The following is a 23650-nucleotide window of genomic DNA, read 5'->3' on the forward strand; positions in this document are numbered from 1 at the left end:
GGACGGGTCAGGCTGCCTGTGTGTCGCTCTTCCCGCTGAGGAACGCTTTATGAAACAGATGCCGGGCCAGCAGCAGCGGCGGCATGCGCAGCCAGTTCCCGCGCACGTACAAGGCAAAGCGCGCCGCGTCGCTGAATGCGTCCGCGCAGCTTGCATGCAGCGGCAGCAGCGCGCGCGCGAACAAACGGTCCATCAGCCACAGCAGGGCCGCGTTCGGTCCCTCGGATGCCACCGCCGCCTGCACGGCCGGCGGGACGACGGTACCGAGCAGGCGCGGACAATACCGCAGCGCATAGAACAGCGGCCGCCCAAGCTCGAGCTCGCGAGCTCGCGCCGGCAACGTCTCCCAGAACCCGGGCGCCTGGCCGAACTGCGTCAGCAGGCGGTGCAGGTCGACGAGGTCGCGCAAGCCCTTGTCGAATTCGCCGTCGAAGAACAGGTGCACGGCGCTGTGCAGGACCATGTCGGCCGGCGACAACGTGGCCAGATGCGGTTCGCCCGGGATCGGACGAGCGCTCGCGCGCAACCTGGCCGGATCCGGGCGCACAGGGGCCGTTTCCGGCAGGATCGCGTGGTGCACGTCGATCGAGTTGCCGCGCCGGGCGTGCTGCATCGGCGGCAACTCGTGCATCCATTCCCGGTAGTAGCGCTGGTCGTAGGCATCGTGGTGCGTGGTGATCCAGCCATGCATCATCAGCGCCGCCTCGACCTCGGGCAGCCGCGCCTTCGGCACGAGAATGTCGATGTCGGAAAACAGGCGGCCGCGGCCGGCGTCCAGGCCCGCCATCGCGTATGCGGCGCCCTTGAGCAGGATCAGCGGCAGTCCCAGCCCGTCGAGCGCCCGGCCGATCTGGCGGACTTCGTAGCGGGCCGCCCTGGCATGTCCGGCGGCGCCCACGCGCGTCCACTCCAGGTGCGCGCGCGGTGCGGCGGGAACGGCATCGAGCAGGCCGGCATCTTCCAGCAGGACGAGCAGATACGCGTCGAGGTTGGCGGCGTCGGCCTGGCGCAGCAGCAGGTCCCAGCCGGCGTCGTCCAGTCCTTGCACGGTGCCCGGATCGCGCAACACGCGTATCAGCAGCGGCGTCATGCGTCCCCCAGCACCAGGCGTTCGAACAACGCCATCGCCTCGGGCAGGCTGCTGTAGCGGAACGTGTAGGCGTCGCTGGCGTCGATCAGCCCGCCGAGGGCCGTAAAGCCGCGCGCACCCAGCACCTGGTAGTTGAAACAGTTGTCGGCCACCTGCATGAAGGCGCGCGCCTTCGGCAGCGGATCCAATGCGATGGCGGCACCGGCCTCCCAGCGCGGGAACACGATGCATGCCGGGCGCGCGGGTTCGAGGGCGCGGGCGATGCTTGCTCCCGGCGCCTTCAGGTGGGCGATCGTTCCCTTGGTCGTTTCTTCCACGGGCCGGCTCAGTACGGCGTCCGGACGGAACGCACGGATGATGTCGATCGACGTATTCTTGAGGCTGACCGGGCGCGGCAGCGGCACGAGAACGCCGTCGTCGAGGCGCACGAGCGTCATCTCGTCCGACAGCAGCCGCCAGCCGTGGCCCAGCAGCGCGGCCGTCAGCGTGCTCTTGCCGGAGCCGGGCGGTGCCGGCAGGATGATGGCGCGGCCATGTTTCTCGAGCACGGCCGCGTGGACGATCAGGTAGCCGTGGGCGCGGTGGGAGACGCACCAGTTCATGGTCCATTCCAGCATCGGATACGCCTGCGCCAGCGGCAGGGGCTGGAACGGCGTGGTGCCGTCATAGGCGAAATGTACCTGCGACTTGTACCAGCGGCGCAAGCCGCCCGAACGCCGCAGTTCGAGGTGGAAGTCGACGAAGCCGCCCACAGGCTCGACGGGGTAATCCGCATACATCAGCGCGACGCTGTCGATCAAGGGCGCCACGTCGCTGCGGATGCTGTTGGTGAAGGGGCCGGTGCGCAACACGAGGCCGTCACCGGACAGGCGTGCCGCCAGTTCGGCGCGCGACAGCGAACCGACCGTCAGCATGGCTCGATCAGGTCCAGCCCGGCAAGCGCTGCCAGCATCTCGTCGATCAGGGAAACGAGGTCGTCGTCGCCGGCATCGAAGCGGTCGGCCAGGCGGCCGGCCAGCCCGACCGCATCGGCGGGCTCGTCACGCAGGGCGAACAACAGGTCGAGCGCGGCGCCATCCAGCAGGTGGGTATTGCCCGACAAGTCGTTGTACAGCACGGCTTCCCCATCCCATTCCCGGCAGGCCAGCGCCTGGCCAGGCATCAGACGCCACATGCGTTTCGCCGCTCTTATACGTCGTAAGGCGAGGGAGCGTGAATCGAGCTGAGGTAGTGTGCGACCTCGGCGGTGCCCCAGTACACGCTCGCCGTCGGGCTGAACCGGCCCGTGGACTGCAGCTCGTTCCACATGGTCTGCAGGTCTTCAACCTTCAGGAAGCCCACGTAACCCTGCAGGATATTAAGATAGGCAGTGACCAGGTGCATGCCAACGCGGTTGGTATCGAACGACTGGGGATTCAGCATATCCGACAGCTTGGCGCAGCCATAAGAACCCGGTTCATAATATTTGGCGCCAGACGTTTTCTTTGCGTAATAAGTATCCGTATAACGCGTCGGACAGGAGCCGCCACTGGTCACCGAAAAAACCCTGGAAAACATGAGATCGCGCGAGACTGGCCAGCCGCACTTGGGAGCCAGCCAGTAATCCGGCCCCATACCGCTGCACGCGGGCGCGGTATTGCCATAATGACTCGTCGACAAGCCGTCCGACAGCGAGCCCGAAGGCGATCTGCAGACCATCGACGCCATCGCCGATTTGCTTTCCAGCGTCGCAAGTACCCCCGCGCCCATGCCGGCTTTGGCCAGGCGACGGCGTGCCGCGCCCCGTTTGGTCAAGGACGGCGCCGGTTCGATCTTGTCGTTATCTTGATGTTCGGTAGCCACGTGCGTTCCCCAAAATGTTGTCGCTCACTGAGGGCGACCAGTACCTGATCAAGCAAGTTTTACGCCAACGTGGTTCCTGGAAGAAAAACTTACATTAAATCAGGTGCTTATTTTGGCGCCATACCACCCAGCAACCACTATTGTATGTTGGAACACTGGGTGGTGTAAAAAATATCGACGACTGATGTTATCAGAAGAAGCTTTCCGGGATGACGAGGACGTCGCCCGGACGCATCGGCACGTTGGCCGAGATGTCGCCATCCTTGATCAGGTCGTCCAGGCGGACGTTGAAGCGTTGTTGTTTGCCGTCCACGTTACGGATCAGGCTGGCGCGATTGCCCGCCGCGAATTCGGTGGTGCCGCCGACGGCGATCATCACGTCCATCAGGCTCATGTCGCGGCGATATGGCAGCGCCTGCGGCTTGGTCGCCTGGCCGATCACACGGATCTGTTCGGAGTAATTGCCGATGAAGTTCGTGACGACGACGGTGACGACCGGTTGCTGGATGTACTTGGCCAGGGCTTTTTCGATGTCACGCGCAAGCGCGGTCGACGTCTTGCCGGCAGCCGGCAGGTCCTCGACGAGCGGCGTCGTGATCTTGCCGTCCGGACGGACCGGCACCGACATCGACACTTCCGGGTTGCGCCAGACGATGATGTTGACGGCATCGCCCGGCCCGATCAGATATTGGGAATCGGTCACCTGCGTCTCGATCGGCTGTTGGCCACCACGCGTTGCGCAACCGCCCAGCGCCAGCACGCATGCAGCGGCGAGCACGATCGCCGAATATTTCCCCAGGTTCGCCTTGTACTTGCCCACGTCAGATCCCTTTCGGTAAAGCCATTGTTATAAAGCCATTAACAGATTGGTATTGTATAGCATAGTGCCAAATGAACAGACGCCGCACAATATAAATTGTTCATGGTCATGACGTGCTTGCGGCTTTTCTGCCTATTTTTTTCGCAACAAGTCCCGGACATGGTTCACCGGAATCGCATACGTGATCCCGCTCGGCGCCGAGATCGCCGTCTCCTTCAATCCCTTGACGAACACGGCATTGATCACGCCGAGCACCTTGCCGGTGGCGGGATCGTAGACGGGACTGCCGCTGTTGCCCGGATACGCCGTCCCGTCGAGCTGGAAGATATTGAAGGGTTCGCGTTGCAGTGCGGCGATCTGGCGCGGGTCGAGGCTGCGCGCGCCGAGCGACGGGCGGACGATGGGCGTGATCGCCGCGAGCGTCGCCCGGTGCGTGGCTGCATGCAGGCCCAAGGCCATGGCCAACGGAAAACCCGTCAATGCCAGTTCCTGGCCTTCCTGGACCGTATCCGAATCGCCCAGCTCGAGCGCAGGCAGCGGTGTGCCGGACAGGCGCAGGTGGGCCAGGTCGTGTTCATTGTCACGCGCCACCAGTTCGGCCGGGCGGAAGCGCACGCCTTCTCCGTCCGGCAAGACGATGCCGAGCTGTACCATTTTGCCGTCGGCCGGCGTGGCCGGTACGACGTGGGCATTGGTAATGACGTCCAGGCCGTCCCCGACGACGAAACCGGTACCGTTGAAGACGGTCGACGGGCTGCGGGTCCGCTCGAACGTACCGATACCGACGACCGAGCGTTTAATGACCGGCACGATGGGCCGCAGGTCGGTCGCCATCGACTGGCCAGGCAACACGCCTGCCGCCAACGCGCCTGCCGCCAGTAACGCCGTCAATCCGCGGCGGCGTGACCAGAATCTATTACGAAACGGCATCAACCGTGCACCCCCTTTTGCAATTTAGACATTACAATAAAGCGTTAGAATTTGAAAAATTGCTGAAACGTAAGTCTACGCGATGCGATCGCTCACCGTGCGCTCTCAGCGTTGAAGGCGTACAACGGTTTAACGATTTTTTATTAAATCCATGCTAATAATTCACGGATATTAAGCAAAAAAACCCACGGTCCTCAGCTTGCTCGGTGGCATTTGCGTTGCAGATGAGGCACTCCCGAATGAGCTCACCATATTTTTCTCGCGTGTAATTGCAATTGCTCGGGGTACAAGCGATCATGCGAGATGTTTGATTATTTTTTAGGCCCCTCTTCCCCACGGGTAACGGGCCGTTCATGGCGAGACTGACGAGATGGCAGAGATCACAGCCGTACTTCTAAACTTCCTCAAGGCGATTGGCAAATACCGTTGGCATGCCGTCGTCATCACCTGGGTTGTCGCATTGATCGGCTGGGCGGTGGTATTGCGCCTGCCCAATCAGTACGAAGCGTCGGCACGCGTGTATGTCGACACGCAAAGTATTCTGAAGCCACTGCTTTCGAATATGACGACCGTGCCCAACCTGGAGCAACAGGTCACGTTCATGCGCCGCACGCTGATCAGCCGCCCGAACGTCGAGCGCTTGATGCGCATGGTCGACCTCGACGTCAAGGCCAAGGACAGCAAGGAACACGACAAGATCGTCGATGAACTGATATCGCAGATCAAGATCACCGGCACGGAGCGCGACGACATTTATACGCTGACGTATATGTCCGACAATCCGAAACTGGGCAAGGACGTCGTGTCGTCCCTGCTCACCATCTTCGTCGAGGGCAGCTTCAGCGGCAAGAAACAGGATTCCGAAAAGGCGGTCCAGTTCATCGACGACCAGATCAAGACGTACGAGGAAAAACTGGCCGCGGCCGAAAATTCGCTGAAAGAGTTCAAGCTCAAGAACCTCGGCATGCTGCCGGGTGGCGGCAGCGGTACCGGCGACTTCGGCGGGCAGCTGCAAACGGCGACCGACCAGCTGAGCCAGGCCCGGCTGGAACTGGCCGAAGCGGAACAGGCGCGCAATGCGATCCGCCGCCAGATCGACGGCGAACCGGCCAAGCCGGGCACCGTGACGGTCGACCCGGCCCTCGTGGATCCGGAACTGGAATCGCGCATCGCACTGGCCCAGAAGAACCTGGACAACCTGCGCCTGCAATACACGGAACAGCATCCGGACGTGATCGCCAACCGCCGCCTGCTCGAGCAGCTGATGGCGCAGAAGGCCGATCTCGCCAAGAACAAGAAGCGCAGTCTCGACCCGGGCGCCAGCTACAGCCCGATGCTGCAGCAGCTGAACGTGTCGCTGTCGCAGGCCGAGGCCCGCGTGGCGTCGATGCGCGCCCGCGTCGCGGAATACGAGAATCGCGTGGCACGCCTGCGTAACCAGAGCACGACGGCGCCGGAAATCGAAGCGCAGTTCGCCCAGCTGAACCGCGACTACAACGTCAACCGCGAAAACTACCAGAAACTGGTCGAACGCCGCGAGTCGGCGCGCCTGTCGGGCGACCTGTCGTCCGCCACCGACATGCTGCAGTTCCGCGTGATCGATCCGCCGACCGTGCCGAACCACCCGAGTGGCCCGAACCGCCTGCGCCTGTTCTCGCTGGTGTTCGTCGGCGCCCTCGTCGCCGGCCTGGCCGTCGCGTTCCTGATGAGCCAACTGCGTCCGACCTTCCTGAGCCAGAGCACGCTGCGCGACGTGACCGGCCTGCCGGTGCTGGGTTCGATCGGCATGAACTGGACGCCGGAACAGACCGTCAAGCGCAAGCGCCGCCTCGTCGCTCTCGCGAGCTCGGTCCTGCTGCTGTTCGGCGCCTATGGCGTCGGGATGGCTGCCATCCTGGTCCGTCCCACGCTTTAAGATTAAGGAGTACACCGTGAGCATCATCGAAAAAGCGGCCAGCCGGATCGACCTGCAGCGCAACGCGCCCGCCGTCGCCAAGACGCCGGAAACGGCCACCGTCGACGTCGTCGAGGCGGACGCGCCTGTCGTAGCGCCCACTGTGCCGGCGCACGCGGCACCGGCTGCAGAAGCCGCCGCGGCCCAGGCAAGCGCAGCCGCCGCTGAAGCGCCTCCGGCGCAAAAATTCTCGACCCGCCGCGTGGAGCTGGACCTGAACCGCATGCGCGACCTGGGCATGGTCACCGCCGCCAGCGGCCGCACGCGCCTGCTGGAAGACTTCCGCGTCATCAAGCGTCCGCTGCTGCAGCGCGCCTTCGCCGAACGCGCGGAAGGCGAGAAGCCGGGCAACCTGATCATGGTGACGAGCTCGCTGCCGGGCGAAGGCAAGACCTATTGCGCGATCAACCTGGCGATGAGCATCGCGATGGAACTCGACCATACGGTGCTGCTCGTCGACGCCGACGTCGCGCGCCCGTCGGTGCTGCGCTCGCTCGGCCTGCCGGCGCACCGCGGCCTGATGGACATCCTGCTGGACGACAAGATCGACATGGCCGACGTCATGCTGCGCACCAACGTCGACACGCTGTCGATCCTGCCGGCCGGCACCAGCACCCCGCGCGCGACCGAGTTGCTGGCCAGCTCGGCCATGAGCTCGCTGGTGGACGAGATCGCCCACCGCTATCCGGACCGCGTCGTGATCTTCGACTCGCCGCCTCTGCTGCTGACGAGCGAATCGCGCGTGCTGGCCTCGCACATGGGCCAGATCGTCATGGTGGTCGAAGCCCAGACGACGACCCAGCACGCGGTCAAGGAAGCACTGCACCAGCTGGAAGGCTATCAAAACGTCAATCTCATCTATAACAAGACCAGGGAGTTCCCCGGCATCGAAGAAACGTATGACTATCACTACGGCTAATTTGTCCGTCCACCGGCCGGTCAAATGGCCACGCAGCGCCACCCTCCGGCTCACGCCGCTTGCAGTGGCGGCACTGTTGCTGTCGAACCAGGCGTGGGCACAATGGCGGGTCACCCCCACGATCCAGTTGCGCGAAACGTATTCCGACAACGCGAGCAACCAGGCGGACGATCAGGCCCACGGCAGCTTCATCAGCGAAGCGGCGCCCAGCCTGAGCATCACCGGCACCGGTCCGCGCCTGAAGGTCGCGGCGAGCGCGGAATGGCGCAAGTTCGCCTATAGCAACGACGACATCGGCAACACGCGCAACAGCGACCGCCGCTACCAGGCCACGGCCAATGCCATCGCCGTCAAGGACTGGCTGTACGTGGACACCAGCGCGAGCGGCTCGCGCCAGGCCGTGTCGGCGTTCGGCCCGCTGCCGAACAATTCGTACACGGCCAACAACGGCACGGACATCCGCACCTGGAGCATCAGCCCTTACGTGCGCCACCAGTTCGGCACGACGGCCACCCTGAACGCCCGCTACCAGCGCGATTCGGTCGAAGGCGGCACCGGCAGCGGTTTCGGCAACAGCCTGGCCAGCACGGGTGCGTTCGACGTGACCAGCGGTCCCGCATTCCCCGACCTCGGCTGGAACGTGCATTATTCGCACCAGGACATGAGCGCGCAGCGCACGGGCAAGACGACCAACGAGAACAGCCTCGCCGGCCTGCAGTACCGCGCCACGTCGCACCTGAGCCTGACCTCCAGCGTCGGCTACGACAAGTACGAATACCGCGCGCTCTCCGAAAAGACGCGCGGCCGCAGCTGGTCCGCCGGTTTCATCTGGCAACCGTCGACCCGCACGCGCATCGCGGCCACGGTCGGCCACCGTTACTTCGGCAACACGGGTTCGCTCGACGCCAGCTACCGCACGCCGCACACCGTGTGGACGGTGACCTATGCCGACATCGTCACGACGTCGCGCCAGCAATTCCTGCTGCCGGCCGCGGTCGATACGGCCGCCATGCTGGACCAGATGCTTGTCAGCCGCTATCCCGATCCGGTGCAGCGCCAGCAGATCGTGCAGGCCTATATCGCGCAGGCGGGCCTGCCGCCCACGCTGCCCAGCGCAGTCCCCTACCTGAGCAACCGCTACATGCGCAACAAGCGCCTGCAGGGCGGCGCCACGCTCCGCGGGGCGCGCAGCACGCTGCTGTTCACCGTGTTCAAGGAACGCATGAACGCCCTGTCGCTGCAGCAGGAAGACAGCACCCTGCTGCCGTCGCAGCTGAGCACCCTGAACGAGGACACGGACCAGAAAGGCGCCAGCGCGAGCGCCGACTACAAGCTGTCCTCGCGCACGTCGGCCCACGCGAGCCTGTACGGCGTGAACGTCAAGTCGCTGCGCACCGGCGTCACCAACGACATCCGCCAGGTGAGCATGGGACTGAGCAGCCGCTTCGACACCAAGACCACCGGATCGCTCGACCTGCGCCACTCGAAAGGCCGCGCCGGCGTATTCGACAACCGCGACTACCACGAGAACGCGATCGTGGCGACGCTTACCGTCCAGTATTGAGCCCGCGGAGGCATACGATGTACGAGTCTTTTTACGGATTATCCGCCAAACCTTTCCAGCTGCGCCCGGACCCGCATTTCTTCTTCGGCAGCAAAGGCCACAAGCGCGCCATGGCCTACCTCGAGTACGGCCTGTCGCAGGGCGAGGGCTTCATCGTCATCACCGGTGAAGTCGGCGCGGGCAAGACGACGCTCGTGCGCAACCTGTTCAACCGGCTGCCGTCCGACCAGATCGTGGCCGCCCACATCGTCAACACGCACCTCGATCCGGACGACACGCTGCGCATGGTCGTCTCGGCCTTCGGCCTGCCGTACGAGGGCGCCAGCAAGACGGACCTGCTCACGCGCCTGGAAAAATTCCTGTGCGACGTCGACCACCAGGGCAAGCGCGCCCTGCTCGTGATCGACGAAGCCCAGAACCTGTCCGCGCGCACGGTCGAAGAGCTGCGCATGCTGTCGAACTTCCAGACCGACGACAAATCGCTGCTGCAGACCTTCCTGCTCGGCCAGCCCGAATTCCGCGCCACCCTGCACAGTCCCGGCATGCAGCAGCTGCGCCAGCGCGTGATCGCCAGCTACCACCTGGGCCCGATGGATGCGCAGGAAACCCGCGCCTATGTCGAGCACCGCCTGACCACCGTCGGCTGGAAGGGCGACCCGGCGTTCGACGATGGCGCGCACGACGCGATCTATGCCTACAGCGGCGGCATCCCGCGCAAGGTCAACACGCTGATGGACCGCGTGCTGCTGATGGGCTTCCTGGAAGAGATGCACACGTTCGGCGAGCCGGACATCAATACCGTCGTCAAGGACATCAGCGAAGAATTCCAGGTGCCAGATCCGGCCGGCGCTCCGGCGGTCGGCACGCCGGCACCGGACACGCTGCCGGGCCACCTGCCCGACGACGATGGCGACGCGGACTACAAGACCGGACTGCGCACCATCGACCAGCGCATCGGCGAGCGCCGCGCCAGCAGCGTCGAAGTGCTCGACGAACGCATGATGCGCCTGGAGAAATCGATCGTTTCCGTGCTGTCGATCCTGAAGAAGATCGTCGCCACGCCCCACGGGGCGGTAACCCACCCTATGGATAATCAAGAATGAACATGGTCGAACTCGCCCCGCGGCCCGTGCCGGCCCCGGGACAACGCATCCGCAATGCGATGACCTGCGACGTCGAGGATTACTTCCAGGTCTCCGCGTTCGCCCCCTACATCGATCGCGCCAGCTGGCCGACGCGCGAATGCCGCGTCGAAGCCAACATGGATCGCATCCTCGGACTGTTCGAACGCCACGGCGTGCGCGCCACCTTCTTCACGCTGGGCTGGATCGCCGAGCGCTATCCGCAGGTGGTGAAACGCATCGTCGCCGCCGGCCACGAACTGGCCAGCCACGGCTACGGCCACCTGCGTGCCTCGGACCAGACCCGCGCCGAATTCGCCAACGACATCCGCTCGGCGAAAGCGCTGCTGGAAGACATCGGCGGCCAGGCCGTGCTGGGCTACCGCGCGCCCAGCTTCTCGATCGGCCGCGACAACCTGTGGGCGCTCGACGAGCTGCTCGACGCCGGCTACCGCTACAGCTCCAGCATCTACCCGGTCGTGCACGACCATTACGGCATGCCGGAAGCGCCGCGCTTCGCGTTCTACCCGAACGGCACCGACGGCCTGCTGGAAATCCCGATCACGACCGTGCAGATGATGGGCCGTAACCTGCCGGCCGGCGGCGGCGGCTACTTCCGCCTGCTGCCGTACGCGCTGTCGCGCTGGATGATGGCCAAGGTCAACCGCGAGGATGGCCAGCCCGCCCTGTTCTACTTCCACCCGTGGGAAGTCGACCCCGGCCAGCCGCGTCCCGAAGGCCTCGGCGCCAAGGCCCGCTTCCGCCATTACATCAACATCGACCGGATGGAACGCCGTATCGAATCCCTCGCGCGCGACTTCGCGTGGGACCGCATGGACAACATCTTCCTGAACCGCCCATGAACTCCATCATCGAAGCCGCACAGGCCAAACGGGCCGCTCCCGTCATGGCCTCCTTGCCCATGACCCTGCACGTGCTGCAGCCGCACGAATACGGCCGCTGGGACGCCTTCGTGCGCGCCTGCCCGGACGCCACCTTCTTCCACCTGTCCGGCTGGCAGAAGGTCATCGAAGGCTCGTTCGGCATCAAGACCTGGTTTTATTACGTGCAGCAGGACGGCCAGATCCTCGGCGTCCTCCCCCTCGCGGAAATCAGGAGCCGCCTGTTCGGCCACTCGCTGGGCGCGATGCCGTTCTGCGTGTACGGCGGCCCGGCCGCGACGAACGATGCGGCGCGCGCCATGCTCGACCAGGCCGCGCACGAACTCGCGCAGAAGCTCGGCGTCGGCCACCTGGAATACCGCGGCATGCAGCGCTTCCACCCGGACGACGCCAGCTGGCACACGAAGGAGTTGTACGTCACGTTCCGCAAGGAGATCACGGGCGACGACGAGGCCAACCTGAACGCCATCCCGCGCAAGCAGCGCGCGATGGTCCGCAAGGGCATCAAGCTGGGCCTGCGCGGCGAGGTCGACAGCAACGTCGACCGCATGTTCGAAGCCTATGCCCACAGCGTGCACCGCCTGGGCACGCCGGTGTTCCCGAAAAAATACTTCGCCATGCTGCAGGAAGTCTTCGGCGACGAGTGCGAAGTGCGCACCATCGTCACGGACGACAACCGCCTCGTGGCCGCCGTGCTGTCGTTCTACTGGCGCGACGAAGTCGTGCCCTATTACGGCGGCGGCATGGACCTCGCGCGCGAAGTGGCCGGCAACGACTTCATGTACTGGAACCTGATGCAGGCAGCAAGCGCGCGCGGCTGCCGGCTGTTCGACTTCGGCCGCAGCAAGCTGGGCACCGGCGCCTACGATTTTAAAAAGAACTGGGGCTTCACGGCGCAGCACCTGCCGTACGAGTACAAGCTGTACGGCGCGACCGCGCTGCCGGACAACAATCCGCTGAACCCGAAATACCAGCTGTTCATCAAGATGTGGAAGAAGCTGCCGCTGCCGGTGGCGAACTTCATGGGCCCCTACATCGTCCGTAACCTGGGGTAAGCGATGGAAGACCTGCTGCTGCTGATCCACCGGATCCCGTATCCGCCCAACAAGGGCGACAAGATCCGCTCGTACCACCTGCTCAAGCACCTGGCCCGGCACTACCACGTGCACCTGGCCACGTTCGTGGACGACCCCGACGACTGGCAGTACGTGCCGCATGTCGAGGCGCTGTGCGCCAGCAGCCATTTCGCCGGCATGAAGCCCCTGGTGGCGCGCGTGCGCAGCCTGCAGGCGCTGCTGAAGAACCGCTCGCTGTCGCTCGAATACTACCGCGACGCCTCGCTCGCGCGCTGGGTCGACGCCACCGTGGCGAAACACAAGATCGAGCGCGTGCTCGTGTTCTCGTCGGCGATGGCGCAGTACGCCGACCCGTACCGCTCGGCGCGCCGCGTCGTCGACTTCTGCGACGTCGACTCGGACAAGTGGAGACAGTACGCCGAACAGAAATCGTGGCCGATGAACTGGCTGTACCGCTACGAGGCGCGCCAGCTGCTGGCGTACGAACGCCGCGTGGCGCGCGACTACGACGCGTCGCTGTTCGTCTCGGCGCCGGAGGCGGACCTGTTCCGCCAGCTGGCGCCGGAAAGCACCGCCAAGATCGGCCACTTCAGCAACGGCGTCGACACCGACTACTTCTCGCCCGAGCAGCCGCATGCAAATCCGTACGCGCCGGACGAGCGCGCCCTCGTGTTCACCGGTGCGATGGATTACTGGCCGAACGTGGATGCCGTGCAGTGGTTCGCGGCCGACGTCTTCCCGCGACTGCGCGAACGCTTCGGCGACGTGAAGTTCTACATCGTCGGCTCGCGCCCGGCGCCGGCCGTGCAGGAACTGGCCAGGCTGCCGGGCGTCGTCGTGACGGGCACCGTGCCGGACGTGCGGCCGTATATCGCGCATGCCGCCGTGTCGGTGGCACCGCTGCGGATCGCGCGCGGCATCCAGAACAAGGTGCTGGAAGCGATGGCGATGGCGACGCCGGTCGTCGTGTCGCCGCAGGCGCTGGAAGGCATCGACGCCGTGCCGGGCAGCGAACTGGTACTGGCCGAGGATGCCGGCGCCTTCGTCGACGCCGTGAGCACCCTGCTGGCCGGCCAGGACAGCGCGGCCGCCGCGATCGGCGCCGCCGCCCGCGCCAAGGTCCAGCGCCGCTACAGCTGGTCCAGCAACCTGGCCTGTATTGGAGAGAGTCTCGAATGTTCCTGAAACCGCCGCCCGGCGTGATCAACGCCACTTCCGCTCCCATCTCGCGCCAGGGCACGGCGCTGATCGCGCTGGCCCTGCTCGCGCCGTTCCTGCTGTACCTGGGCACCGTGCGCTCGATCGTCTCGGTGTGGAACAGTTCCGAAACCTTCGCCCACGGCTACGTGATCCTGCCGATCAGCCTGTGGCTCATCTGGCGCCGGCGCGAGAATTTCAGCCTGTACCCGCCGCAGCCCTGGCCGCCCGCGCTGCTCCTGCTGGGCGTCCTCGGCGCCGGCTGGCTCGCGGCCCAGCTGGGCGAGGTGCAGGTCGTGTCGCAATACTCGTTCGTCGCGATGTTCCCCGTCGCCGCGCTGGCCCTGTTCGGCCCGCGCCTGGCCGGCTCGCTCGCCTTCCCCCTGCTGTTCCTGCTGTTCGCGGTGCCGTTCGGCGAAATCTTCGTGGGCCCGCTGATCCAGTTCACGGCCGACTTCACGGTGTGGGCCGTGCGCGCCACCGGCATCCCCGTGCTGCGCAGCGGCACGCGCTTCGAACTGCCGACCGGCAGCTGGTCCGTGGTGGAAGCCTGCAGCGGCGTGCGCTACCTGATTTCCTCGATCACGCTGGGCTGCCTGTACGCCTATCTCACCTACCGGTCCGCGCTCCGGCGCGCGTTGTTCATCGGCCTGTCGGTCATCGTCCCGGTCATCGCCAACGGCCTGCGCGCCTACATGATCGTGATGATCGGCCACCTGTCCGGCATGGAGCTGGCGACCGGCGTCGACCACATCATCTACGGCTGGCTGTTCTTCGGTCTCGTCATGTTCGTCATGTTCTGGATCGGCAGCTTCTGGCGCGAAGACACCGTCGCCACGCCGGCTTCCGCCTCCGCGACCGCGGCCACGTCCGCATCCGCGCCGCGCGCCGCCGGCACGCCACGCCGCCTGCCGGCGATGGTGATCGGCGTGCTGCTCGTGTGCGCGTTCTGGCCCGCGCTGGCGCTGGTGGGCGAGCGCGCCAACCACAACCCGGCCCCCGTGCGCCTGGCCGACGTCGCCGTGACGGCGCCGGCCGCGGCCGACTTCGCGGACTGGAAGCCCTTCTACATGGAACCGGATGCGCGTTTCCACCGCGCCTACCAGGCCGGCGGCGTGCCCGTCAGCCTGACCGTCCTGTACTACCGCAACCAGAACCCGGACAAGAACCTGATCAGCTCCATGAACCGCCTGAACGGCTACGAGGATGCCTGGCACGAGGTCGAAGGCACGTCGCGTGCCGAGACCGTCGCCGGCACGCCGGTCACGCTGCACGAAGGCATCCTGCGCACGCCGCAGAGCGCGATCATGGTCTGGTCGTTCAAATGGGTCGGCGGTCATTACACGGGCAGCGACCCAGTCGGCAAGCTGTGGCAGGCCGCGAACAAGGCGATGCTGCGCGGCGACGACGGCGCCGCCGTGATGCTCGCCGTCCCGTACGAGAACGACAAGGAGCGGGCACGCGCCGCGCTGCACCGCTTCCTGGCCGAACAGGGCCCGGCACTGGACCAGGCACTGAACGCGACCCGCACCCGCCAATAACACAACGCGACAACCAGAACGGAAAACGACCATGCGTGTACTGCACGTCCTCGACCACTCGATCCCGCTGCACAGCGGCTATACCTTCCGCACCCGTTCGATCCTGCGCGAACAACGCGCGCTCGGCTGGGAAACCTTCCACGTCACCGGCGCCAAGCAGAATTCCGGCGACATGCTGGAAGAAACCGTCGACGGCCTGCACTTCTACCGCACGCCGGAATCGAAGGGCGCGCTGGCGAAGATGCCCGTGCTGAACCAGGTGAACGTGATCGACGGCCTGGCCAAGCGCCTGGCCGAGATCATCCCGCTCGTGAAACCGGACGTCCTGCACGCGCACTCGCCGTCGCTGAACGCGATCGCCGCGCTGCGCGCCGGAAAGCGCTTCAACATCCCCGTCGTGTACGAAGTGCGCGCGTTCTGGGAAGACGCCGCCGTCGACCACGGCACCAGCACGGAGAACGGCCTGCGCTACCGCCTCACACGCGCGCTCGAGACCTATGCGCTGAAGCAGGCCGACGCCGTCACCACGATCTGCGAAGGCCTGCGCAAGGATATCGTCGCGCGCGGCGTCCCGGCCGACAAGGTCACGGTGATCCCGAATGCGGTCGACATCGAGAAATTCTCGATGGGCGGCACGCCCGACTTCGGACTGAAGGAACAGCTGGGCCTCGCCGGCTCGCGCCTGATCGGCTTCATCGGCTCGTTCTACGCCTACGAAGGCCTGGACGTGCTGCTGCGCGCCGTGCCGACGCTCGTCGCGCGCATGCCGGACCTGCGCGTGCTGCTCGTCGGCGGCGGCCCGCAGGATGCGCAATTGCGCCAGATGGCGAAAGACCTGAACATCGCCGACAAAATCGTGTTCACGGGCCGCGTGCCGCACGACCAGGTCAACAAGTACTACGACCTGCTCGACGTGCTCGTGTACCCGCGCCTGTCGATGCGCCTGACGGACCTCGTCACGCCGCTCAAGCCGCTGGAAGCGATGGCGCAGGGCCGCATCCTGGCCGCCTCCGACGTCGGCGGCCACCTCGAGCTGATCGCCGACGGCAAGACCGGCGTGCTGTTCCGCGCCGACGATCCGGACTCGCTGGCCGACAAGGTCGGCGCGCTGCTCGCCGCGCAGGACACGTGGCCGCAGCTGCGCCAGGCCGGCCGCCACTACGTCGAGACGGAACGCAACTGGAAAGCCAGCGTGGGCCGCTACCCCGCCATCTACGGTCGCCTGACGAAGAAGGCGCTGGCGGCATGATGGAACTGCGACGATGAATGCACCGGCTCCTGCACTCACCCCGGCCGGCGTCGACACCCGGCCGCTGGTCGTGCACCTCGTGTATTCGCTCGGCGTGGGCGGCCTGGAGACGCTGCTCGTCGACTGCATCAACCGCATGCCGGCGTGGCGCCACGCCGTCGTCTGCCTGACGACCTACACGTCGTTCGCCGACCGCATCGCCCGCCGCGACGTCGAACTGCACGCGCTCGGCAAGCCGCCGGGCCTCGGCCTCGGCACGCACCTGACGTTCTGGCGCCTGATGCGGCGCCTGCGCCCCACCGTGCTGCACACGTACAACCTGGCCGCGCTGGAATACGCGTTCACGGCGACGCTGGCCGGCGTCCCCGTGCGCATCCACGCGGAACACGGCCGCGACGCGAGCGACCCGCACGGCCTGAACCCGAAGCACAACTTCCTGCGCCGCCGCCTGGTGCCGTTCGTCGACCGCTTCATTCCCGTCTCCGAAGACCTGAACCGCTGGCTCGGCGACGTCGTGCGCATCCCCACCGCGAAGACGCTGTTCATCAAGAACGGCGTCGACACGGACAAGTATGCGCCCGGCGGCACGCCCGCGGCGGACGCGCCCTTCAGCGCGGACGACATCGTGATCGGCACCGTCGCGCGCGTGCAGGACGTCAAGAACCACCGCGCCCTCGTCGACGCGTTCGCGCGGCTGCGCAATCAGCTGCCTCGACTCGCGCCGCGCCTGAAGCTGGCGATCGTCGGCGACGGCCCGCTGCTGGCGGCCGTGCGCGAACAGGTCGCGCAGCTCGGTCTCGACGGCGCCGTGTGGCTGCCCGGCGCACGCGCCGACATCGCCGCGGTGCTGCACACGTTCTCGATCTTCGCCCTGCCCTCGCTGGCGGAAGGCACGCCCGTCTCGATGCTGGAAGCGATGGCATGCGGCCTGCCCGTCGTCGCCTCGCGCGTCGGCGGCATTCCGGAAGTCGTCGACGAAGGGGTGCAGGGCCTGCTGGTGCCGGTCGGCGACGTCGACGCATTGACGGCCGCGCTGGCGCGCTACGCCCAGGATGCCGACCTGCGTACCACCCACGGCGTTGCTGCCCGCGCGCGCGTGGAAGACCGTTTCAGCCTGCGCGCCATGGTGGCCGCGTACGGCGCGCTGTACGACGGACTTTGCCGAAACAAGGCACACTGACGCGTTACCGTTTCACCCTCTACAAGCAAGAAAGCCAACACCATGTGCGGAATAGTCGGAATCTTTGACACCCAGGGCAACCGGGAGATCGACCGCGAAGCGCTGCGGCGCATGAACGAAAGCCAGCACCATCGCGGTCCCGACGAAGGCGAGCTGTATCTGGAAAAAGCCCTGGGCATGGGCCACCGCCGCCTGTCCGTGATCGACGTGGCCACGGGCCAGCAGCCGTTCCTGAACGCCGCACGCGACGTGGCCCTCGTGTTCAACGGAGAAATCTACAACTACCGGCTGCTCCGCGACGAACTGGTCGCGCTGGGCCACGTGTTCCGCACGAAGTCGGACACGGAAGTCGTCATGAACGCGTGGATCGCATGGGGCGAGGACTGCGTGCGCCGGCTGCGCGGCATGTTCGCGTTCGCCGTATGGGACCGCAGGAAGCAGACGCTGTTCCTCGCGCGCGACCACGTGGGCGTGAAGCCGATGTTCTATTCGCTGCTGCCCAGCGGCCTGTTTGTGTTCGGCTCGGAACTGAAGTCGATCATGACCTTCCCCGAACTGTCGCGCAAGCTGAACCCGCGCGCCGTCGAGGATTACTTCGCCTACGGCTACGTGCCGGAGCCGAACACGATCTTCCACAACGCCTATAAACTCAGTCCCGGCCATTCGATCCTGCTGAAGGTCGGCGACCGTGCCGTGCAGCCGAAGCGCTGGTGGGATCTGTCGTTCAACGTCGCGCCGGCGCGGCCGGAAGCGGACGTCGAGGCGGAGCTGATCGACCGCGTGCGCGAAGCGGTGAAGAGCCAGATGGAAGCGGAGGTGCCGCTGGGCGCCTTCCTGTCCGGCGGCGTCGATTCCAGCGCCGTGGTCGCGATGATGGCCGGCGAGCGTGACGGCACGGTCAGCGAAGGCGTGACGACGTGCTCGATCGGCTTCGACGATCCGGAATTCGACGAGACCCAGTATGCGATGCAGGTGGCGCAGCGCTACCGCACGCACCACCACGCGCAGATCGTCGACAAGGACGACTACGGCCTGATCGACACGCTCGCGCATTTGTACGACGAACCGTTCGCCGACAGCTCCGCGATCCCGACCTACCGCGTGTGCCAGCTGGCGCGCCACCACGTGACGGTGGCGCTGTCGGGCGATGGCGGCGACGAGAACTTCGCGGGCTACCGCCGCTACCGCTTCGCGATGGCCGAGCACAGCGTGCGCTCGAAGGTGCCGGAAGCGATCAGGAAGCCGCTGTTCGGCACCCTGGGCAGCCTGTACCCGAAGGCCGACTGGGCACCGCGCGTGTTCCGCGCCAAGACGACGTTCGAGTCCATTGCGCGCGACCTGGTGGAGGGCTACTTCCACGGCGTGTCGCGCCTGCCGGACCGCCAGCGCGACCTGCTGTTCTCGGATACGTTCCGAAGCGACCTGCAAGGCTACCGCGCGATCGACGTGATGCGCGCGCACGCCAAGGAGGCGCCGACCGACGATCCGCTGTCGCTGATCCAGTACCTCGACTTCAAGACCTGGCTGCCGGGTGACATCCTGACGAAGGTCGACCGCGCCAGCATGGCCCACTCGCTGGAAGTGCGCGTGCCGCTGCTCGACCACGAATTCTGCGAATACGCGGCGACGCTGCCCCCGAGCCTGAAACTGCGCGGCGGCGAAGGCAAGTACATCCTGAAAAAATCGCTGGAACCGCACCTGCCGCACGACATCATGTACCGCGCCAAGAAGGGCTTCTCGATCCCGCTGGCGGCCTGGCTGCGCGGCCCGCTGCGCGACGCCGTGCGCGAGGCCGTGCTGGGCGCGCGCCTGGTCGATACCGGCATCTTCAACCGGCGCTACCTGGAAAAGCTGGTGGCCGAGCACCACGCCGGCACGGCCGATCACAGCGTGGCGTTGTGGTCGCTGATGATGTTCGACGCGTTCCTGCGGGTCAGCGCAGGGACATGAGGACGTAACATGCGCGACGTCATCCTTCTCATGGCGATGCTGGCCAGCATCCCGTTCGCACTCAAGCGCCCTATCGTGGGCGTGCTGGTGTATGCAGTCTTCAGCCTGATGAATCCACACAGGCTGACCTATGGCTTCGCCGGTACGTTTCCGTTCGCGATGATCATGGCGGTGGTCACGCTGCTGTCCGCCCTGTTTTCGAAAGAACAGAAAAAACTCCCGTTCACGCCGGTCGTCGTCCAGCTGACGATCGTGATCTTCTGGGTCACGCTGACGGCCGTGTTCGCGCTCAACCAGGCCGGTGCCTGGGATGAGTGGAATACCGTCATGAAGACGATGCTGATCGTCCTCCTGACGATTGCCGTCACCCGTACCGTCAACGACGCGAAGGCGCTGATCCTGACCGTCGCCGCGGCACTGGGCTTCTGGGGTTTCAAGGGCGGACTCTGGACCATCATGACGGGCGGCCATAATGGCCTGATCGGCCCGCAAGGCACCTATATCGGCGACAACAACACCCTGGCGCTGGCCATGGTGACAAGCATTCCGCTGATCGTAGCAGTGTCCTCGTTCGCGCCGACCAAATGGACGAAGCGCGCTGCCATCGCCGTCGCGATCCTTACCGGCGTCTCCGTCATCGGTTCGTATTCACGCGGCGCGCTGCTGGGCGGTACGGCGATGGCGCTGTTCCTGTGGCTGAAATCAACGTCGAAGGTCAAGACCGGCATGCTATTCGCACTGGCGATTCCGCTGCTCCTCGTCGCAATGCCGTCCGCCTGGATGGACCGGATGCATTCCATCGACAACTACAAGGAAGACGCCTCCGCGCTTGGCCGCATCAACTCCTGGGGCTTCGCGATCAACGTCGCCAACCACCTGCCGCTCGGCGGCGGCTTTGCCACGTTCACGCCGCAGATCTTCCAGCTGTACGCACCCGATCCCACTGTGTTCTTTGTCGCCCACAGTATCTACTTCCAGGTACTGGGGGAGCACGGCTACTTCGGCCTGATCCTGTACCTGCTGATGTTCTTCTTCGCGTGGCGCACCGGTTCGCGCATCGTGAAAAAGTGCGGCAAGGATCCGGAGCTCGCCTGGGCCGCTACGACCGCCCGGATGTGCCAGGTCAGCATCATCGGCTACATGACGGCGGGCGCGTTCCTCGCGATGGCCTATTACGACCTGCCGTACTATGTCCTGGCGATCCTCGTGTGCCTCGAGAAGGTGTTGTTCATCGCACCGCAGCCGGACAACACGCCGCCGCTGCGCCTGCCCTTCCTGTCGCGCCGCAAGGCGCAGGCGGGCGCCGGGAAGCTGGCGACGCCGGCCCCAACGCCCCGCAAGCGCTAGACCAGCACTTCCAGCGGCGCCGGGTGTCCCAGGAAGGCGCCCGGACTGGCCGTGGGGCCGTAGGCGCCCGACTGGAACACGACGATCAGGTCGCCGACCTGCGCATGCGCCAGCTCCATGCGGTCGGCCAGGATGTCGAGCGGGGTGCACAGCGGCCCCGTCACGCTGGCCGGGCCGCTGTCCACGGCCGCCATGCGGTTGCCCACGGCGACCGGATAATTCTTGCGGATGACCTGCCCCAGGTTGCCGGATGCGGCCAGGTGGTGGTGCATGCCGCCGTCCGTCACGAGGAAGACTTCGCCGCGCGAGACCTTGCGGTCGACGACGCGCGCCACGTACACGCCGCATTCGCCGACGAGGTAGCGCCCCAGTTCCAGCGCCAGCCGCGCCTGCGGCAGCGCCGCGGTCAGTTTTTCGACCTCGGGCGCCAGGCGCGCCGCGATCGGCGCCACGTCGAGCCGTTCCTCGCCCGGAAAATACGGGATGCCGAAGCCGCCGCCGATGTTCACCTGGCGCACGGGAACGGGCGCCGCCTCGGCCAGGCGCAGCGCGAGCGCGATGCTGCGCGCCTGCGCGTCGATGATGGCGTCGGCGCGCAGGCTCTGCGAACCGGCGAAGATGTGAAAGCCCTGGAAGTCGACATTCAGCGTCCCCGCCAGGCGCAGCACGCGCGGCACCTCTTCGGCGTCGATGCCGAACGGCTTGGCGCCGCCGCCCATCTTCATGCCGGAGGATTTCAGTTCAAAGTCGGGGTTCACGCGCAGCGCGATGCGCGGCGCGATGCCGAACGCGTCGCCGATGCGCGCGAGGGCGATCAGTTCGCGCTCCGATTCCACGTTCACGCAGACGCCGGCCGCGACGGCCTGCGCCAGCTCGTCCTCCTGCTTGGCCGGACCCGCGAAGCTGATGCGCGCCGGCGCCATGCCCGCATCCAGCGCCGTTTTCAGCTCGCCGCCGGACGCGACGTCGAGACCGTCGACGAGGCCCGCCATGTGCTGCACGAGCGCCGGCATCGGATTGGCCTTGATCGAGTAGTGCAGCAGGACGCCCTGCGGCAGCTGGGCGCGCAGGTCGCGCACGCGCTGCGTGCACAAGGCGCGGTCGTAGGCGAAGAACGGCGTGCGGCCCACGCGCTGCGCGAGCCGGGTCAGCGGAATGCCGCCGACCTGCAGGACGTCGTCGACGACGGGAAAGTGGATCTGCGGTGCGTGACGCGGTTTGTCGCGGTTACTGTCTGTCATGAGGCTTCGTTCGTGTGCAGGGTTTGGCGCAGCAAATTGCGGTCGATCTTGCCGTTCGGGTTGCGCGGCAGCGGGCCGGCGCGCAGGTCGATGCGGGCCGGGACCATGTAGGCCGGCAGGCGGCGCTTGCATTCGGCCAGCAGGGCGGCTCCGTCGATGGCCCCCTCCTCCACCGGCACGGCGATCACGGCGATCGCCTGGCCCAGTTGCGGATGGTCGATGCCGAAGGCGGCCACCTCGGCGACGAGGCCGGTCGCGTGCAGCACGGATTCGATCTCGGTGGGGCTGATGCGGTAGCCGGACACCTTGATCATGTCGTCGCTGCGGCCGATGAAATACAGGTAACCGTCGGCGTCGCGGCGCACCGTGTCGCCCGACCACACCGCGAGTTCCGGCACGGGCAGGCCCGGATCCTGGCCGGGCGCAGGGCGGAACCGCTGCGCCGTGCGCGCCGGGTCGTTCCAGTAGCCCAGCGCGACGAGTGCGCCGCGGTGCACGAGTTCACCCGGCTCGTCGGCATCGCAAGGCGTGCCGTCCGGGCGCACGACGAGGATCTCGGCGTTCGGGATCGCGCGGCCGATCGAATCGGGACGGCGCGCGACTTCCTCCGGCGGCAGGTACGTGGAGCGGAACGCTTCCGTCAAGCCGTACATCAGGAAGATCCGCGTGTCAGGCAGGATCTCGCGCAACGCCTGCACCGTCGGCACCGGCATGGCGCCGCCGGAATTCGTGATGAAGCGCAGCGTGCAACCGGCGGGCCATGCGAGGCGCGCCAGCGCGATCCACAGCGGCGGCACGGCGGCGAGGCCCGTGATGCGCTCGCGCGCAACCATCGTCACGATGTCCTTCGGGAACAGGTAGTTCATCAGCACGACACAGGCGCCGCGCAGGAAGGCCGTCGTCAGTTGCGACAGGCCGTAGTCGAAACTGAGCGGCAGCACGGCAAGCAGGCGGTCGTCGCTGCGCAGGTCCAGGTAGCTGGCCACGCTCTGCGCGCCCGCGACCATGTTCCGGTGCGACAGTACGACGCCCTTCGGCTGGCCCGTGCTGCCGGATGTGTACAGGATCGCGGCGACGTCGGTGTCGATGCGCCGGTGCGGCACGGCGTCCGCGCCGGCGCGTGTCGGCCACGCCAGCACCGGCAATGCTGCCGATGCTGACGCGGCGTCGCCGTCGGCCAGCAGCACGGCACGCAGGTCCGGACAACGATCCAGGACGGGTGCCAGCTGCGCGAGGCGTTCGGCCGTCGTGGCCAGCAGGCGCACGTTGCAGTCGGCGAGGATGTACGCGACCTGCTCGGGCTTGAGCAGCGGATTGACGGGCACGAAGACGCAGCCGGCGGCTGCGGCGCCGAACATGGCGGCCACGTTCTCGATACGCTTTTCCATGTACACGGCCACGCGCGCGCCGGGTTCCAGGCGTGCGTCCAGCAGCAGCGCGGCGACGGCGCGCACGTCATCGGCCAGCTGCGCATAGCTGCAGCGCCTGTCGCCGTACGCGAGCGCTTCGGCGGCGGGCGTGTGCGCCGCAGTCTCGAACAGGGAGTCGTGGATCAGGTGGTTCATCAAAGCCATGGGGTCTGCCAGCAGGCGTGATCGGGCAAATGCCAATCTTACCAGTTCGACCTACCGAGTCGTAGAGGAAGCGCTCGCATGAACCGCGCGTCACGGCAAGGGCAAACGGCCAGCGTCAGCAGGAACAGTCGTGCAGTCTTGTGCCCGAGCGTC

General features: G+C 66.2%; 20 protein-coding genes. 12 read left to right on the forward strand and 8 right to left on the reverse strand.

The window, feature by feature from the left end:
* Positions 1-7: 7 nt before the first annotated feature.
* The 6 genes from ACL58G_RS03710 to ACL58G_RS03735 all read right to left on the reverse strand — a co-directional run bounded on the left by ACL58G_RS03710 (position 8) and on the right by ACL58G_RS03735 (position 4586).
* Positions 8-1090 carry a nucleotidyltransferase domain-containing protein gene (locus tag ACL58G_RS03710; protein ID WP_413380584.1) on the reverse strand — a complete coding sequence of 361 codons (1083 nt, stop codon included), beginning with the start codon at positions 1088-1090 and terminating at the stop codon, positions 8-10.
* On the reverse strand, positions 1087-2004 hold the full coding sequence (locus tag ACL58G_RS03715) for an HprK-related kinase A (RefSeq protein ID WP_440965235.1): 918 nt from the start codon (positions 2002-2004) through the stop codon (positions 1087-1089). The genes ACL58G_RS03710 and ACL58G_RS03715 overlap by 4 nt, the downstream gene beginning before the upstream one ends.
* Positions 1998-2264: an HPr-rel-A system PqqD family peptide chaperone gene (locus tag ACL58G_RS03720; RefSeq protein ID WP_413380588.1), complete on the reverse strand. Its 267-nt coding sequence runs from the start codon at positions 2262-2264 to the stop codon at positions 1998-2000. Before ACL58G_RS03720 ends, ACL58G_RS03715 begins: the two co-directional genes overlap by 7 nt.
* A gap of 14 nt (positions 2265-2278) precedes the next feature.
* Positions 2279-2932 (reverse strand): hypothetical protein, encoded by a 654-nt coding sequence (locus ACL58G_RS03725; protein ID WP_413380590.1) that lies wholly within the window; start codon positions 2930-2932, stop codon positions 2279-2281.
* 190 nt (positions 2933-3122) lie between these two features.
* Positions 3123-3752, reverse strand: coding sequence for an XrtA/PEP-CTERM system exopolysaccharide export protein (locus ACL58G_RS03730; RefSeq protein WP_056134225.1), 630 nt, complete (start codon positions 3750-3752; stop codon positions 3123-3125).
* Positions 3753-3884: 132 nt separating this feature from the next.
* Positions 3885-4586, reverse strand: coding sequence for a S1C family serine protease (locus ACL58G_RS03735; protein WP_413380592.1), 702 nt, complete (start codon positions 4584-4586; stop codon positions 3885-3887).
* Positions 4587-5052: 466 nt separating this feature from the next.
* Between ACL58G_RS03735 and ACL58G_RS03740 the strand changes: the two genes are divergently transcribed.
* Genes ACL58G_RS03740 through ACL58G_RS03795 form a run of 12 tightly spaced genes read left to right on the forward strand, consistent with a single transcriptional unit; the run spans position 5053 to position 20682 of the window.
* Complete coding sequence (locus ACL58G_RS03740; protein WP_413337315.1) at positions 5053-6597, forward strand: XrtA system polysaccharide chain length determinant; 1545 nt, start codon at positions 5053-5055, stop codon at positions 6595-6597.
* 16 nt (positions 6598-6613) lie between these two features.
* Positions 6614-7555 (forward strand): XrtA-associated tyrosine autokinase, encoded by a 942-nt coding sequence (locus ACL58G_RS03745; RefSeq protein WP_413337314.1) that lies wholly within the window; start codon positions 6614-6616, stop codon positions 7553-7555.
* On the forward strand, positions 7536-9119 hold the full coding sequence (locus ACL58G_RS03750) for a TIGR03016 family PEP-CTERM system-associated outer membrane protein (RefSeq protein ID WP_413337313.1): 1584 nt from the start codon (positions 7536-7538) through the stop codon (positions 9117-9119). The genes ACL58G_RS03745 and ACL58G_RS03750 overlap by 20 nt, the downstream gene beginning before the upstream one ends.
* A 17-nt stretch (positions 9120-9136) precedes the next feature.
* Positions 9137-10222, forward strand: coding sequence for an XrtA/PEP-CTERM system-associated ATPase (locus tag ACL58G_RS03755; protein ID WP_440965239.1), 1086 nt, complete (start codon positions 9137-9139; stop codon positions 10220-10222).
* Complete coding sequence (locus ACL58G_RS03760) at positions 10219-11103, forward strand: XrtA system polysaccharide deacetylase (RefSeq protein ID WP_413337311.1); 885 nt, start codon at positions 10219-10221, stop codon at positions 11101-11103. Before ACL58G_RS03755 ends, ACL58G_RS03760 begins: the two co-directional genes overlap by 4 nt.
* Positions 11100-12197 carry a FemAB family XrtA/PEP-CTERM system-associated protein gene (locus tag ACL58G_RS03765; protein ID WP_413380598.1) on the forward strand — a complete coding sequence of 366 codons (1098 nt, stop codon included), beginning with the start codon at positions 11100-11102 and terminating at the stop codon, positions 12195-12197. Before ACL58G_RS03760 ends, ACL58G_RS03765 begins: the two co-directional genes overlap by 4 nt.
* A 3-nt stretch (positions 12198-12200) precedes the next feature.
* Positions 12201-13403 carry a TIGR03087 family PEP-CTERM/XrtA system glycosyltransferase gene (locus ACL58G_RS03770; protein ID WP_440965242.1) on the forward strand — a complete coding sequence of 401 codons (1203 nt, stop codon included), beginning with the start codon at positions 12201-12203 and terminating at the stop codon, positions 13401-13403.
* A complete protein-coding gene (gene xrtA, locus ACL58G_RS03775; protein ID WP_440965243.1) occupies positions 13394-14956 on the forward strand; it encodes an exosortase A in 1563 nt (520 codons plus the stop codon). The genes ACL58G_RS03770 and xrtA overlap by 10 nt, the downstream gene beginning before the upstream one ends.
* 31 nt (positions 14957-14987) lie before the next feature.
* Positions 14988-16205 carry a TIGR04063 family PEP-CTERM/XrtA system glycosyltransferase gene (locus ACL58G_RS03780; protein WP_440965245.1) on the forward strand — a complete coding sequence of 406 codons (1218 nt, stop codon included), beginning with the start codon at positions 14988-14990 and terminating at the stop codon, positions 16203-16205.
* A gap of 13 nt (positions 16206-16218) precedes the next feature.
* Positions 16219-17385, forward strand: a complete 1167-nt coding sequence (locus ACL58G_RS03785) for a TIGR03088 family PEP-CTERM/XrtA system glycosyltransferase (protein ID WP_440965246.1) — start codon at positions 16219-16221, stop codon at positions 17383-17385.
* A 42-nt stretch (positions 17386-17427) separates the two neighbouring features.
* Positions 17428-19335 (forward strand): XrtA/PEP-CTERM system amidotransferase, encoded by a 1908-nt coding sequence (locus ACL58G_RS03790; RefSeq protein ID WP_440965248.1) that lies wholly within the window; start codon positions 17428-17430, stop codon positions 19333-19335.
* A gap of 9 nt (positions 19336-19344) precedes the next feature.
* Positions 19345-20682, forward strand: a complete 1338-nt coding sequence (locus ACL58G_RS03795; RefSeq protein WP_440965250.1) for a putative O-glycosylation ligase, exosortase A system-associated — start codon at positions 19345-19347, stop codon at positions 20680-20682.
* Here the strand turns inward: ACL58G_RS03795 and ACL58G_RS03800 are convergent.
* Both ACL58G_RS03800 and ACL58G_RS03805 read right to left on the reverse strand, forming a co-directional pair.
* Complete coding sequence (locus tag ACL58G_RS03800) at positions 20679-21923, reverse strand: pyridoxal-dependent decarboxylase, exosortase A system-associated (protein ID WP_440965252.1); 1245 nt, start codon at positions 21921-21923, stop codon at positions 20679-20681. The genes ACL58G_RS03795 and ACL58G_RS03800 overlap by 4 nt on opposite strands.
* The gene (locus ACL58G_RS03805; protein ID WP_440967948.1) at positions 21920-23488 is read right to left on the reverse strand and encodes an acyl-CoA ligase (AMP-forming), exosortase A system-associated; all 1569 of its coding nucleotides are present in this window, start codon (positions 23486-23488) and stop codon (positions 21920-21922) included. The genes ACL58G_RS03800 and ACL58G_RS03805 overlap by 4 nt, the downstream gene beginning before the upstream one ends.
* Positions 23489-23650 lie beyond the last annotated feature (162 nt).

The organism is Massilia sp. GER05 (assembly GCF_052056005.1).
GTDB lineage: Bacteria > Pseudomonadota > Gammaproteobacteria > Burkholderiales > Burkholderiaceae_D > Telluria > Telluria orientalis.

Excerpts from the sequence above, each read along its gene's own strand:
- ACL58G_RS03780 (WP_440965245.1), top strand. The coding sequence starts at position 14,988 with ATGCGTGTACTGCACGTCCTCGACCACTCGATCCCGCTGCACAGCGGC.
- ACL58G_RS03805 (WP_440967948.1), bottom strand. The coding sequence starts at position 23,488 with ATGAACCACCTGATCCACGACTCCCTGTTCGAGACTGCGGCGCACACG.
- ACL58G_RS03785 (WP_440965246.1), top strand. The coding sequence starts at position 16,219 with ATGAATGCACCGGCTCCTGCACTCACCCCGGCCGGCGTCGACACCCGG.
- ACL58G_RS03755 (WP_440965239.1), top strand. The coding sequence starts at position 9,137 with ATGTACGAGTCTTTTTACGGATTATCCGCCAAACCTTTCCAGCTGCGC.
- ACL58G_RS03735 (WP_413380592.1), bottom strand. The coding sequence starts at position 4,586 with ATGGCGACCGACCTGCGGCCCATCGTGCCGGTCATTAAACGCTCGGTC.
- ACL58G_RS03790 (WP_440965248.1), top strand. The coding sequence starts at position 17,428 with ATGTGCGGAATAGTCGGAATCTTTGACACCCAGGGCAACCGGGAGATC.
- ACL58G_RS03750 (WP_413337313.1), top strand. The coding sequence starts at position 7,536 with ATGACTATCACTACGGCTAATTTGTCCGTCCACCGGCCGGTCAAATGG.
- ACL58G_RS03765 (WP_413380598.1), top strand. The coding sequence starts at position 11,100 with ATGAACTCCATCATCGAAGCCGCACAGGCCAAACGGGCCGCTCCCGTC.
- ACL58G_RS03800 (WP_440965252.1), bottom strand. The coding sequence starts at position 21,923 with ATGACAGACAGTAACCGCGACAAACCGCGTCACGCACCGCAGATCCAC.
- ACL58G_RS03795 (WP_440965250.1), top strand. The coding sequence starts at position 19,345 with ATGCGCGACGTCATCCTTCTCATGGCGATGCTGGCCAGCATCCCGTTC.
- ACL58G_RS03720 (WP_413380588.1), bottom strand. The coding sequence starts at position 2,264 with ATGTGGCGTCTGATGCCTGGCCAGGCGCTGGCCTGCCGGGAATGGGAT.
- ACL58G_RS03715 (WP_440965235.1), bottom strand. The coding sequence starts at position 2,004 with ATGCTGACGGTCGGTTCGCTGTCGCGCGCCGAACTGGCGGCACGCCTG.
- ACL58G_RS03740 (WP_413337315.1), top strand. The coding sequence starts at position 5,053 with ATGGCAGAGATCACAGCCGTACTTCTAAACTTCCTCAAGGCGATTGGC.
- ACL58G_RS03760 (WP_413337311.1), top strand. The coding sequence starts at position 10,219 with ATGAACATGGTCGAACTCGCCCCGCGGCCCGTGCCGGCCCCGGGACAA.
- ACL58G_RS03770 (WP_440965242.1), top strand. The coding sequence starts at position 12,201 with ATGGAAGACCTGCTGCTGCTGATCCACCGGATCCCGTATCCGCCCAAC.
- ACL58G_RS03710 (WP_413380584.1), bottom strand. The coding sequence starts at position 1,090 with ATGACGCCGCTGCTGATACGCGTGTTGCGCGATCCGGGCACCGTGCAA.
- xrtA (WP_440965243.1), top strand. The coding sequence starts at position 13,394 with ATGTTCCTGAAACCGCCGCCCGGCGTGATCAACGCCACTTCCGCTCCC.